The sequence below is a fragment of the Proteiniclasticum sp. C24MP genome, assembly GCF_043951855.1.
In the GTDB taxonomy this organism is placed as follows: domain Bacteria; phylum Bacillota; class Clostridia; order Clostridiales; family Clostridiaceae; genus Proteiniclasticum.
Window position 1 is genome coordinate 259074 of the sequence record NZ_JBINJW010000001.1, and the last position, 13405, is coordinate 272478.

Below are 13405 nucleotides of genomic sequence, written 5' to 3' on the forward strand. Positions count from 1 at the left end.
TGCAAACAAAAAGAAACAGATCTATTTACTTTGTCAGATTTTAACAAACTTTTCTTGTCGTTTTCAGTCTTCTTTTTCATAGCCTTCCGGATACACAATCCGATCATACCAGTTCATCTGGAAATGCGGCATGTCCTGACGTCCATGATCCCAGTAATATCCGGCTTCAAGACCTATCCGTTCCCCGATTTCCGCCGCTTTTCTGAAGAACTCCAGATCGCTGTACTCTTCTCCACGAACATTCTTGGCTATATCAAAGGCACTGCGCTTGGTGTGTTCTGATTCCGTTGTCCAGGTGACGATGCCGCCTTCAGCGGTTCGCCCAAGGGAATACAGATATTCCTGTCTCTCCTGGGTGCGATAGGTTTCCGTCACGAGAACGGGCAGACCCTCGTCTTCTGCAACTTCAAGAAACAGAAGAAGCGCTTCCCTGGTTTTCTCATTCAGCTGGTCCATGGAATCTATTCTGGTCATGGGGTCGGAAACGGGCGGATACACTTCGGAGTAATCCCCTCTCATGACAAAGCTTCTTACCCATATGCTGAGGATGAAAAGAACGAGAACGCCAAGGATTCCATAGAATTTCAGCCGGGCAGCTCTTTTCTTTTTCTGTCTTCTCAGGATGATTCTCTTGTTTGTTTCCATAAAACACAGCTCCTCTTCTTACGCTATCTTCAGTATGAGGCACAGAGCTTAACATAGGTTGAGTTTCACCTTCATCTTTTCTGAAGATGTTTAGGATTCCCTTAATTTCAGGCTGAGAAAAAGCAGCCTGGTTTTCCGGCTGCTTCATGGGCTATCTATTCTGCTGATGAGTTTTTCCAGCTGCTCCGCTTCAAAAAGCGCCTGTCCTCTGAAGGGAAATTTCTCCATGACCGAGATCCCTTCCAGAGCAAGCTCCTTCGCCTTGACGGGATCTTCCATTGCATAGAAGGCATAATAGGATTTTATTCTCAGACCATTGATGTCCCGATCCTTTTCAAGAATCTTTCCTGCCTTTTCATGATAGTACTGTGCACGCCTTGTATCTCCTGTGATCAGATAATAAAAAATCAGTTCATAGTAATAGGCTGGCAGAGAATAGGGCGGCACCTTGGAAAGATTCTCCTCCACCACCTTCAGGTATTCGCCGGCTTTATCCATCTCCCCTCTGTCCATTTCCATGAAGTAGAGATAGAACACCGTAGTGAGCTCATGAAAATCCTCCAGAGGAAGCTTCACAGGATGAAGCCCCAGATCCTTCGGCCTTACGCCCAGGGAAAGTTTCTTAGACAGCATGGCACTTTCATAGAACCTTTCTGCAAGAGGATTCTTCCTGAGAATGCTGAAAAACATCATGCCGTCTGTGGGCTGATTCATGCTGAAGAACGGCCATGCATTGAGAAGCGCTAGGAGAATCGATACCACACCTGTAAGGAAAAGCGGTACAGCCGTGAATACCGGCTGACTGATCCTGAAGAAAGAAATGATGAATCCGACTCCTGTAAGGATGTTGAAGAAAATTCCTCCTGTGGAATAGATGGCGAAATGACCAAGATGCGAATTCTCACCTGGCAGCATGGCACAGAGGCCACCGTACCCCACATTCTTTATGAAGGTCACTTTCAGCTTCTCGTTTTCCTTCTGAATGGAAAGAGGTCCTGCACGAAACAGAAGAAACCTGTACCCCAGAAGCTTTCCGAAGACCAGATGACCCAGTTCATGAATGTTGATCACAAGAAAAACACCGATATAGAACAGAAGAAGCATCAGAGGAAAGTGCCAGAAGGAGAGCCCCTCCATGAAGGACAGATCCACTTCCAGAAAACTGAACAGAACGCCCAGTGAAATTCCAGCTGCAAGGATAAAACCGATGTATTTCCAGCTGATTCTCTTTCTCTCGTTCTTCTCTTCCAAATCCTCTTCTCCTTTCAGCAGACTATAAGTTCAGAATCCATCCTGCCAGTACGAAGTACAGCATAAGGGACATGGCGTCCACGATGGTCGTGATGAGCGGAGCCGCCATGATGGCAGGGTCCAGCTTGAAAACCTTGGCAGCCATGGGCAGAAGTCCTCCCACCACTTTGGCCAGAATCACAGTGGCGAAGATCGCCAGGGAAACCACCAGTACGACCTTTTCCTGACCTGGATAGGAAATGTAAAGCCTGATGTAGTTGATCACTGCAAGGAAAAGTCCCGCAATGAGACTGACTCTGAATTCCTTCCACAGCACTTTCAGTCCATCAGATACTTCGATTTCATTCAGAACCATACCACGGATGACCAGCGTACTTGCCTGGGAACCCGCATTACCACCGGTATTGGTCAGCATGGGAATGAAGGTCACAAGGAGCGGTATGGCCGTAAAGGACTCCTCATATCTTGACAGAATGCCCCCGGTGATGACCCCTGAGATCATCAGCACCGTCAGCCAAACGATTCGGTTTCTCGCAAGCTCCCATGCAGGGGTTTTCAGATATGCCTTACCTGACGGAATCGTTGCAGCCATAAGCTCAAAGTCTTCCGTGGTCTCTTCTTCCATGACGTCGATGATATCGTCATAAGTGATGATTCCCACCAGGCGGTCTTCCGAATCCACCACTGGAAGAGACAGATAGTCGTATCGGTTGAAAAGATAGGCAACATCTTCCTTGTCATCTGATGTATGTACTTTCGTCACATCTTCTTCCATGAGATCAGTGACGATTTCATCGTCCCTGCTGAGAAGCAGCGTTCTCAGCGTGATCACCCCGTCAAGAACCCTGTTTCCGTCTATGACATAAGCATTATAAAGGGTCTCGCTGTCTGCCCCATGTTTTCTGATATAGTTTATGGCTTCTTTTACACTCATGTTCGCTCTGAGGTTCGTAAATTCTGCTGTCATGATGCTTCCTGCAGAATCCTTCGGATACTTCAGGAAGGCGTTGATGGTGCCTCTGGTGGCTTCATCTGTGTTTTTCAGCACTCTTTTCACGACTCCGGCCGGAAGCTCCTCGAGCATGTCCACCATGTCATCCATGAACATCTCATCCAGAATCCGGCCCAGTTCCTGGTCCGTGATCTCATGAATGATTCTCTGCTGTGCCTCTGTTTCAAGATTGGCGAACACTTCGGCAGCCAGATCCTTGGGCAGAAAACGGAATACGATGATGGCTTTTTCCTTCGGAAGCATCTCGATGAATTCGGAAATATCCACTTCGTTGAGTTCCACGATCTCTTCTCGTAATGTCTTAAATCTGTTTTCTTCCAGCAGCTGACTCAAAAGGGTGATTTTCTCTTCAAAATTCATGGGTGCTCCCTCCTTCTTCTCTTTCGTTCTATTGTCTTAATCCTTGTTTATTATACCTTATAGAGTGATGCACTTGAAAGACAGAGAAAGAAAAAAGTTCTGAAGCATATGCTCAGAACTTGAATCGATATTCAGTATCTTCTATAAAGACAGAATACCCAGGGCATTGAGAAATACGATGATGAGAAGCACTGGAGTAATATACTTCAGAACAAAAAGGAACACATCCACAAATTTTCCGTTTCCGATGCTTCCTCCATTGGTCATCTCCTCCTTGATGCTGGCCTTTTTTGTGAAGTAGGCAGTGAAAAGAGTGATGAGAAGGCCACCCAGCGGCAGCAGCAGGTTGGAGGAGAGGTAATCAAAAAGATCAAAAAGGCTCTTTCCAGCCACCTCCACTGATCCGAATACTGCATCGGGATGCGTCGTCAGAACCCCTACCAGAAACATCAGAGAAGTGGTGAGGAGCACCGCTTTCTTTCTTTTCAGCTTCAGCTCCTCTGTGAGAATGGCAATGGGCACTTCCACCATGGAGAGCATGGCAGTGGTGGATGCAATGGCTGTGAGCACGAAAAATGCGATGAGGAGAAGATTTCCGAGCGGCAGCATGGAGAAGACCAGAGGGATCGTCTGAAACAGCAGCCCAGGTCCTCCCTCCGGTGCCAGCTGGAAGGTGAACACCACCGGAAAGATAGCAAGCCCTGCCAGCATGGAAACAGCCACATCGGAGAAGGCTACCTTGAAAGAGGTCCCCATGAGATTATTGTCTTTGTTGAAATAGCTTCCATAGGTGACCATGGTGCCCATACCCAGGGAAAGCTTGAAAAAAGCAAGTCCCATGGCGGCCAGTATGGAGCTTCCCTGAAGCTTCGAAAAATCGGCCTTCATGAGAAACGCCAGTCCTTCCCCTGCACCGGTAAGGGTCAGTGCCCTCACCGCCGAAATGATGATGAGAAGAAGCAGTACAGGCATCAGGGTTTTCGTCACTCTTTCTATTCCCTTTTTCACACCACCGATGAGAATGACGGCAACCACAAGCACTGCCACTGCCTGCCAGATCATAGGAGACAGTCCCGTCAAGGTATCTGTGAAAATCCCTTCCGATGCGATACGCGCTTCATCAAGCCCCATATCTCCCAGAAATCTGAAATCCCCTTTCAGGGCACGAAATACATAGGCGTAGACCCATCCCGCCACCGTGCTGTAGAAGAACATGATCAGCAGCGAGGAAAGAAGTCCCATGTATCCGATGCTTTTCCAGATCTTGTGGGCTTTCAGTTTATCAAAGACGCCTACCACATTGGATCTTGTTTTTCTTCCCAGATAGAATTCGGAAAGCATGATGGGGATGCCTAAGAGCAAGACAAAGAGGAGGTACACCAGTATAAAGGCGCCTCCTCCGTTCATTCCTGTCATGTAGGGGAATTTCCAGATATTTCCAAGCCCCACCGCAGACCCCAGCGTCGCGAAAAACACGGTCAGGGAGGTGGAGAAAGTTTCTCTTTTCATGGGAATTCCTGTTTCTTCATTTCTTCTCTTCATCTTCTGTATACCTCATGTGTTAAAGTTTTGATTTTTATTATACTTTGCCCACACGAGAATTACAAATGTTTTTCTAAAGAATTTCGTAGATCACTTCCACCCTTCTTTCCATCTCCACATCACGTGGGGTCACATCCATCTCCATGGACTTCATGGCCATGGGCATTTCCACCTTGGACGGATTCATGATATAGTCCTCGCTTAGGGCGGTGATGACCTTCACATGCCCCAGATTCACTTCCATGGCTTCCGCTAGAATCTTCGCTTTTCTTTTCGCATCCAGTACCGCTTCCCTCAAGGCTTCTTCCATGGCGGCTTCTTCCTCGCGGATTCCGAAAGTGATATCAAACTCAGGGGTTGTACCTCTATCTGTTATCTCTTCCAGCAGGGTAGCGAGCTTATGAAGGTCCATGGGCATCTCCAGATACAGCTTTGATGTGAACTGATAGCCTTTAAAGACATTCTTGTAGAACTTCCCATCGTGTTCCTGTTCATAGTGGGTGCCGATGCGAAGTGTAGTGGTCTTCATGTCTTGCTTACTCATTCCGGATGCTGTAACAGCGCTATGCAGTTTTTCATTATGCGCATTGTACTCTGACAGAGCCTTCTCGTACTTCTCATCTTCAGTCTTCAGATGAAAGCTCAGTCTGATGACATCCGGGTTTTTTCTTACAATTCCTTTCCCTTCCACTCTGATTATTTTTTCCATTTTATCCTCCTTATGGGCTTTTTACACCAGCATCTGCTCCAGCTGAAAACGTCTTTCTGAAATGTGTCTCATTACTTCTATCTTATACAACATGAAAGAGAGATACAAAAACTAATCCATGAACAGTTCATGAATTTAGACATACCAGTGCATGGAGGCTCTTCCCTGCTTGATATTTCCTGTAAAAAGGAATACTCTTAAATAGGACTTCTGTCACTAGAATATACATTTGAAAGGATGATTATGATGTTAAGCAAAAAACTGATTGATGCAATCAATGACCAGATCAACTACGAACTGCTGTCCTCCTATCTTTATCTTTCCATGGTAGCCTACTGTGAAGACAACGATTTTCAGGGCGCTGCCAATTTTTATAGAATCCAGGCAAGAGAAGAAGTGGATCATGCAATGAAATTCTATGATTATCTTCTGGAAATGAATGCCAGAGTGATTCTCAAGGGAATTCCAGATCCTGAAACGGAGTTCGAAGGATACAAGGACACCTTTGAAAAATCACTGGCCCACGAAAAAACAGTAACCAAGAGAATCTATGATCTCATGGATCTTGCCATAGAAGAAAAAGAGCATGCAACCATCAGCTTCCTCAAATGGTATGTGGATGAGCAGGTGGAAGAAGAAAGCAACTTCACAGCCATTCTAGGCAAACTGAAGAGAGCTGATTTAGATCCTGCCGCACTTTACATGCTGGATGATGAACTTCTGAAAAGGGTCTATGTGCCCATTGCAGCAGAATAGATTCCATTAAAGCAGAAATCTCTCCGTCCATTTACACGAATGGATAGAGAGATTTCTGCTTTTTATTGCCTATGTTTCTGCCTGCTTCACTACGCACCTGCTTCTTTACATCAGCATCTTCTCCTGAGAGGAAGCTGTTGTCCTGTCTTACTTTGATGCGTCTATGTCTTCATCACCCTGTTTCCTGTATTGAGATAAATGAGTCCCATGAGAATGACCACAGTTTCCACACCAAATCCTACCCAGGCGATTTCATTCTCGTAGTCTTTCAGGACGATACTCGCAGAAAACATGAGAAGAAACACAGCACCCAGCATGAAGAGAAAGTTTCCCATGAGCCTTGTGAGTTTGTCCAGATCATATTTTTCCTTCTCTTTCTTTGAGGCTGTGTTATAACCTGAGATAAGCCAGGTCTTCCTTTTGTATCGGATCAGCCAGCCCATGAGAAAAAGCAGTCCTGCCGGAATCAGATAGATCATGAGGAATTCCTCCTTTTCATTTTCTCCTCCTTCTTCCCAATGAGGTCAAAAAGAACGGAGGAACCTAATATCAGCAGTGCACCCATGGCCATATTGAAATAGAAGGCTTCTCCCAGAAGCAGCACGGAAAAGAGTATGGCGGACAAGGGATCAATGTAGCTGAGCAGTGCCACGTACTGGGAATCCATCCGATCCACAGTGGAAAAGTACAGATAATAGGCAAGTCCAGTATGAATGATGCCAAGAATCAGCGCATAGGGCAGCGCTTCCAGAGGGATATAGAATGCAGAAAACTCTCCGGTGAAAAGCATGTATACACTCAGCACCAGCAGGGACAGGAAAAGCTCCATGAAGGTTCGATCCATACCGCTGATGCCTTTCATTCTTCGATTGAAGATGATGACCAGCGCATAGAAAAAGGCTGCCGCCAGACCGAAAAGCATGCCTTTGCTGTCCATGTCGTTCATCACCGAAACATCCTTCATCTGGAGCACCACAAGACCGAAGAAGGCCAGAAGGATGGTGAGGATCCTGATTCCTGTAAGCCGCACCCTGAAAATCACAGCGGACAGAAGGATGAACAGTATGGGTGCCATGTAATAGGCTAAGGTGGCACTGGTGATGGTGGTGTTCTTATAGGCTTCAAAAAGAAGGATCCAGTTGATGCCAAGAAATGCACCCCCGAAAAGCAGGTTGTATCTGTTTCTTACCACAGCTTCTCTATCAATCTTCCTCTTCAGAAAGACATAGATGAAGATCATGACGAAGGTTCCCACAAAGCTTCGGATGAAGGCGATATGCAGGGAAGGAATGGGAATTTTCCTCACGAAAAGACCGATGCTTCCGAAGAGCAGCATGGCCAGAATGAATATGAACTTATTTCCGCTTTTCCTCATGGTTTCCCCCTGTCACTGGACGGTTTCTTCTTCTATGGTAACTACTCTATCCTCTCCTGATGCATGACACTACTTCTTTCTGGATTCCATGACCTTTTCTTCCATCTCATGGATCTTCTTCACTTCCAGATGGGTGAGATTGGACATGGTCTCTTTTCTGAAATGAAGTCCCAGTTCATCCCGGGTCATCTTTCTGTCTTTGGTCAGTTCTCTCCATGAGATCTTCTTTTTCCCCATATAGAGATCATAATCCACAATTCTTGTGCCGTCGTCCACGTATTCCATGCCCAGAAGAATCTTCTTGATGTATCTGGGCTCATAGAAGGTAAAGAACCTGACACTGTAGACATCCACTGCCAGAAGCATCTTGGGATAATCCTTGGACCAGGTGCTGCCCAGCACAATCCCCATTTCAAGCTCCGTCAGCACATTCATGAGCCTGTCGAAATGAAGCTGAAAAGCGCCATACATATCGTAGATTCTGATATCCATTTCATACCATACTTTGTTCTTCAGACCACTATTGAGATATCTCAGCGCATTGCTGCGCAGCTCCTTATAAAGGGTGAAGTAGTTGTCGCTTACGAGCAGACATTTTTCCATGTAGATGTCGCTGAGCGTCACCTGGCGGTTCAGCGATTTGTCTGTCAGTGCGATGATGACCCCCTGCTCCAGATTGCTGTTGATGAATTCCATAAGACTTCCTTCGACGCCTTTGTAGTCCTCCTGAAGCTCATCGAAGACCTTTTCCATATCCCCCACGGCTCTCATGATGATGGTGCGGGAAACGATCTTGGTTCTTCTGATTCTGCAGGCGAATCCATTGTTTATCAGCCCTGCCAGTATCACGGAGGGTTCGTCTGTGATGACCAGCGCATTTTTCTCATCGCTGGCTCGTACCACTCGCTCATCACTGGATGCCAGAAGAACGATGGTCTCACCTTCGGTGGCGAAACTGAATGCATCCATAAGCGAAAAAAGCTCCTTGCCGGAAGAAACGCCGAAATACCCTCTGATGCCTTCTTCCTCCTGGGTATCAATGAGAAGGATGCCTGGACCTGTTCTTAATAATTCAACCATACTACTCTCCTTGAAATTATTATAATCCGCTCTTTACTCTTCTGTATCTGTAGCTGTCTGTCCCCCATGGGTATCTCAGCTCATGCACTTTTCCGCTGGAACCTTCTATGACATTGATGCTGGATACACCATTTAAAAACCATCTGGTTCTCACCTTATGATTCTTCTTCTCCGGGTTGTGACCATACAGATTGTAATCCCTGGGATCCGTAATGACATCTTCATAGTAATGGGAGAGATGGAAATCATGTCCCTCAATTTTCATCATCGCACTCATTTCAACGAGACTGCTTCGGGTAACCATCTCTTTCACTTTTCTGTATTTATCATGATTCCCCATGACTAGATAGACTTCATCCGCAGAAGAAAATTCCATGATCCTTATGATTTTCCGTGCATCATTCAGGAATTCATTCATGAGATGCTCGTTGAATTCCAGCTTGATGTGATCCGCCAGATCGCCTGTGTGGATGATGACTTTGGGTTTCATTTTTCGTATCAGTCTTCTTATGGCCGGATAGATGGCCAGTGGTGTATCCGAGATGTGCAGAATAAGGTCCTTCTTTCCCCTGATTTCTTCGGGGATGTAGATTCTGCCCAGCGCACTGTACACACCTGTTTTCAGTTTCTTCATTTCTTTCTCCTTGAACATTCCTTCTTCCATCATACCATACTGGAATTCCCTGAAACAGATGGAATTTAAGGCTCAACAAGGACTGTTCCTTCTAGAACAGCCCTTGTCTGTATTCATTATCGCATCTTCAGATCATCCAAGATCAATTTCATTTTCAAGCCATACGGAAATGCTGCCCGCTTCAGCAGGAAAATCTCCATAGCCTTCTTCATTCACCGTCACCTGGTCTTCGCAGTTTCCCGTGAAATCCCTGAATATTCTTCCACTCTGATTCTCTCCCATGAACATGGAAATATACTTCTTCTCCATGGTGGAGATCACCACTGCACATTTTCCGGGATGATCTTCATTTCCGTTTCTGACCCAACCGATGAGATCCTTTTCCTTGAAGTAATCATCCTGCTCTCCATAAGCGTGGTTTTTCCGGATCAGAGCGAGGATATCAATCTGATCTTTATGTGGCTCGATCATGAATTCTCCTCCGATGCCGTAGTAATCCCCATAGAATACACAGGGATATCCATCTTTACGAAGCAGAATGATGCCATAGGCGATTTCCTTGAACCATGGCTCTACATAGGATTCCAGAGACTGTCCGGGTTCGGAATCATGATTGTCCACAAAAGTGACGCTCATGGGCGGATTCTCCTTGGTGATGGTTTCTTCGAATAGATTCCTGAGATCGTAGTTTTCCGCATCCTTGGATGCGTTGTAGAGACTGAAATGCAGCCCCACATCAAAAAGATCCATATTGAATTTTGTGGACTTCATGAATTTCGTGTTGTTTTTGATTCCATGTTCCCAGTACTCTCCCAGGAGATAGAACTCGTCTCCCATTCTTTCCTTGATGTGATTGCTCAATTCCTCCAGAAAAGCGCTGTCGATGTGTTTCACTGCATCGAATCTTATTCCATCCAGATGCAGTTCATCAATGAACCAGTCGATCCATCTCTTCAGCTCTTCCTTCACATCCGGATGTGCATGGTCGATATCTGCGAACATCAGATAGTCGAAGTTCCCATTGTCATGGGATACACCCCAGTTCCATCCTTTATTCTCACCAAGGATCCTATAGATTCCCGTATCACCCGTGAGGGTGTCATAATCCACACCGGAGAAGTGGTTGTAGTTCCAGGTGAATTCAGAATACTTCCCGTTTCTTCCGGGAAAATTGAACCCTGTCCAGGCCTTGATTTTTTTCGGCTTTTCGATGTCTTTTGTACGATCGTTTCTGTCAACTTTAACAGCCTCGAATTCTTCTTCAAAATCCGCACCAGCCTTATGGTTCAGGACCACATCCGCATAGACATGCATCCCCTCTTCATGAATGGCGTGGATGAGATCAAGAAGTTCCTCCCTGGGTCCGTATTTTGTTCTTACTGAACCTTTCTGGTCGAATTCACCCAGATCGTAGAGATCATAGATGCCATAGCCTGTGTCATTTGTTCCTGTGGCCTTGCATACCGGTGGAAGCCACACGGATGTTACACCGATCCGCTTCAGATCCACCAGCTTCTTCTTGAGATCTTTATAGTAATTTCCGTCATCAGGGATATACCATTCGAATCCCTGAAACATTAATCCGTTCATCATCTTCGGCACCTCTTCTGTATTCATTGTGTTCTTTTGATATCATTATACACAATTTTCACCTATTTCACCCTAAATGTCTGCGGAGCTTTTCTGTAGACCAGAACCACCGCTGCTGCACCGTACAGAAGGGAGAACAGAATGATGAAAGGAAGAAAGCTGGCTGCAGCGGTTCTGATCTGCATGGCCATGTAGGAAGCGAAGTAGACCAGCCCGTTGATGATGCTGAATATGGGACTCTTCACCTCCATGGAAGAGGTGTAGGGCTGGAAAATATAGTACATGAACATATAGTGGATGGAGAAAAACAGCGCCAGGGACACAATCATGAGAAGCACCGGCAGAATCTCTCTGTAGTTTTCCGCTCCGGAGAAGTAGGTTACCAGTAGAAGTCCTATGATGATACCCAGCGTCGGAATCATATTGCCCAGAATGATTCTTTTCAGTCGAAGCCCGAACATCTTAAGGAGTGCTTTCGGCTGTCTGTAGAATCCGTATCGCATCATGGAAAGATCGCAGTTATAAAACATGGCTTTGGTGTCCCTGTTGGCGTTGCACAGAAGATACATGATGAAGATGAAGAGCGTGTATTGGGTGCTCAGACCCGATGACAGCTCGATCAGAATGTTCTCCTCTGTAAGCATGTTTCCACCGAAGATCAGCAGGAATGCGGCCACCACAATGGCTGTCTTGACAAAGACGGGCTTTCTGAAAAACTTCCTGTGACGATCAAAAAACAGGGCATTGAGAAATGCATATCCTTCCTTTTCCTTATACCTGTCATGATCCAGATATTCCTCCCCGAAATCCTTGTCGTTCATCTTGACATCGGCAAATCTTGCTTCCTTCACTGCAGTCTGCAGTTTTGTCATCTTCTCAAGGCTGGTGGCTCTGCTGGCCACTTCCGTATACCCTTTGAATCTTGTGATGTAGACTACAGATGCGGCGCCAAGCAGAAATACCGCTGCCATGAAAGCCGGATGAAGCAGGATGCCTCCCCCGTCAAAACCAGGTATCAGGAAATAGAGGCCATACCCTGAGGCAAAGACCATAAGATACAGTATGATCAGGACCACATTATGTTCTTCCAGAACAAAGCTCTTCTTCTCGAATCCGTACAGATGCATCGCTTCTGCGATCAGCGACGTCATGGTGGCCATCACCGAAAGGAGAAGCGCTGTCAGCATGTTCATCCCGATGAGATTTCCTATGAGAAGAAAAGACAGTGTTCTTCCCGTGAATTTAAACCCTTCTTTCTTCAGAAGATGGGCGAAGGTATATGCCTTCGCATTCATTCTCATTTCCTTGATCATGATGAACTTCTGGTGGTTCAGCTCCAATGTGAGTGAACTTATCAGTCTCAGCACAAAATAGAACATGAGAACCAGCGTCAGCGGGTTCGGATTTCCTCCTTCTCCCAGAAGAAACTGAGTCAGAAAAATAAAAACCCCAGGGAGAATCAGCGCCTTCATGGCACTCCATACAAAGTGATAGATAAATGCCACATAGCCCAGACCGCTTTTTATTTTCAGGATGGAATAGCTGGTGGACTTCAGTATATTCTTAAGAAAGAACAGTTTTTTCAGAAAGTAGAGAAAGCCGTTGATGAAGATCGACGTCTCTACCTTCATGATGGTAAGCACACTACTAAACATCTTTTCGCTCCTTCAGCCTCTCAATGATTTCTTCCTCGAAGTTCGGATCTGCGAGCATCTCGTGATCCAGAAGAGACAGCTTTCCGTCATTCAGGATGACGATCTCATCGCAGAGATCCGTAGCAAGCTGCAGAATATGGGTGGAGAATATAATGATGTGGTCCTGCCTGATGCTCTTGAGAAGCTTCTTGATTTCCAGTGCCACCACCACATCCAGAGAAGTCAGAGGTTCATCAAGGAGAATCACCGGTGGTTTTGCAATGAGAAACAGAAGCATCTGAAGCTTGTTCTTCATCCCGTGGGAATATCCCTTGATGAGACGATGTCTGTCCTCTTCATCAATCTTGATGAGATTGAAGTAATCATCTATGGTTTCTTCCCCTTTCAGTTTCTCCTTGTTGATGTCCATGAAGAATCTTATGAATTCATACCCTGTGAGAAAATCAGGAAGAACGGGGGAAGAATAGACATAGCTGAGATCTTCTATGGTAAGGTCTCTTGTTTCCCCATGAATCGTAAGATTCATGATTCCTCCATCCTCTTTGACTTCGTCGGCAAGAATGTTGAAGAGGGTCGTTTTACCCGCCCCATTTCTACCAAGAAGTGCATAAATCTTTCCATTTTCAAAGTCAAAAGATACGTCTTTCAGTACTTCCTTGTTATCGAAAGATTTGGTGATCTGTTCCAGTTGCAGTTTCATATCATACACCTCGCATTATTTTTATATGGTTTATTATACCATATAAAGAGATAAATTATAACTTATTTTTGAATCCGATTCTGTTAAATTCCAGTC

General features: G+C 45.6%; 13 protein-coding genes. 1 reads left to right on the forward strand and 12 read right to left on the reverse strand.

Translation table 11 applies throughout. From position 1 onward, the window contains the following. Positions 1-63: 63 nt before the first annotated feature. From ACHAL6_RS01340 to ACHAL6_RS01360, 5 genes are all read right to left on the reverse strand, one after another. Positions 64-645 carry a M15 family metallopeptidase gene (locus tag ACHAL6_RS01340; protein WP_395268331.1) on the reverse strand — a complete coding sequence of 194 codons (582 nt, stop codon included), beginning with the start codon at positions 643-645 and terminating at the stop codon, positions 64-66. Positions 646-789: 144 nt separating this feature from the next. Then, entirely contained in the window at positions 790-1896 is a 1107-nt protein-coding gene (locus tag ACHAL6_RS01345) for a M50 family metallopeptidase (protein ID WP_395268332.1), read from the reverse strand. Between the two features lie 22 nt (positions 1897-1918). Next, positions 1919-3268 (reverse strand): magnesium transporter, encoded by a 1350-nt coding sequence (mgtE, locus tag ACHAL6_RS01350; protein WP_395268334.1) that lies wholly within the window; start codon positions 3266-3268, stop codon positions 1919-1921. A gap of 141 nt (positions 3269-3409) precedes the next feature. After that, a complete protein-coding gene (locus tag ACHAL6_RS01355; RefSeq protein ID WP_395268336.1) occupies positions 3410-4810 on the reverse strand; it encodes a sodium-dependent transporter in 1401 nt (466 codons plus the stop codon). Between the two features lie 73 nt (positions 4811-4883). Next, entirely contained in the window at positions 4884-5519 is a 636-nt protein-coding gene (locus ACHAL6_RS01360; protein ID WP_395268338.1) for an SIMPL domain-containing protein, read from the reverse strand. A gap of 246 nt (positions 5520-5765) precedes the next feature. Between ACHAL6_RS01360 and ACHAL6_RS01365 the strand changes: the two genes are divergently transcribed. Next, on the forward strand, positions 5766-6275 hold the full coding sequence (locus tag ACHAL6_RS01365) for a ferritin (RefSeq protein WP_395268779.1): 510 nt from the start codon (positions 5766-5768) through the stop codon (positions 6273-6275). 161 nt (positions 6276-6436) lie between these two features. On the opposite strand, the gene ACHAL6_RS01370 is transcribed toward ACHAL6_RS01365, so the two are convergent. The 7 genes from ACHAL6_RS01370 to ACHAL6_RS01400 form a co-directional block, all read right to left on the reverse strand. Next, complete coding sequence (locus ACHAL6_RS01370) at positions 6437-6754, reverse strand: DUF3784 domain-containing protein (protein WP_395268340.1); 318 nt, start codon at positions 6752-6754, stop codon at positions 6437-6439. Then, positions 6751-7650: a DMT family transporter gene (locus ACHAL6_RS01375; protein WP_395268342.1), complete on the reverse strand. Its 900-nt coding sequence runs from the start codon at positions 7648-7650 to the stop codon at positions 6751-6753. The genes ACHAL6_RS01370 and ACHAL6_RS01375 overlap by 4 nt, the downstream gene beginning before the upstream one ends. Before the next feature lie 69 nt (positions 7651-7719). Further along, the gene (locus tag ACHAL6_RS01380) at positions 7720-8730 is read right to left on the reverse strand and encodes a hypothetical protein (RefSeq protein WP_395268343.1); all 1011 of its coding nucleotides are present in this window, start codon (positions 8728-8730) and stop codon (positions 7720-7722) included. A 19-nt stretch (positions 8731-8749) separates the two neighbouring features. Next, positions 8750-9364 (reverse strand): metallophosphoesterase, encoded by a 615-nt coding sequence (locus ACHAL6_RS01385; protein ID WP_395268344.1) that lies wholly within the window; start codon positions 9362-9364, stop codon positions 8750-8752. 132 nt (positions 9365-9496) lie between these two features. Continuing rightward, positions 9497-10957, reverse strand: a complete 1461-nt coding sequence (locus tag ACHAL6_RS01390; protein WP_395268345.1) for an alpha-amylase — start codon at positions 10955-10957, stop codon at positions 9497-9499. Between the two features lie 59 nt (positions 10958-11016). Continuing rightward, positions 11017-12609, reverse strand: coding sequence for a hypothetical protein (locus ACHAL6_RS01395; protein WP_395268346.1), 1593 nt, complete (start codon positions 12607-12609; stop codon positions 11017-11019). After that, positions 12602-13309 carry an ATP-binding cassette domain-containing protein gene (locus ACHAL6_RS01400; protein WP_395268347.1) on the reverse strand — a complete coding sequence of 236 codons (708 nt, stop codon included), beginning with the start codon at positions 13307-13309 and terminating at the stop codon, positions 12602-12604. The genes ACHAL6_RS01395 and ACHAL6_RS01400 overlap by 8 nt, the downstream gene beginning before the upstream one ends. Between the last annotated feature and the right edge of the window lie 96 nt (positions 13310-13405).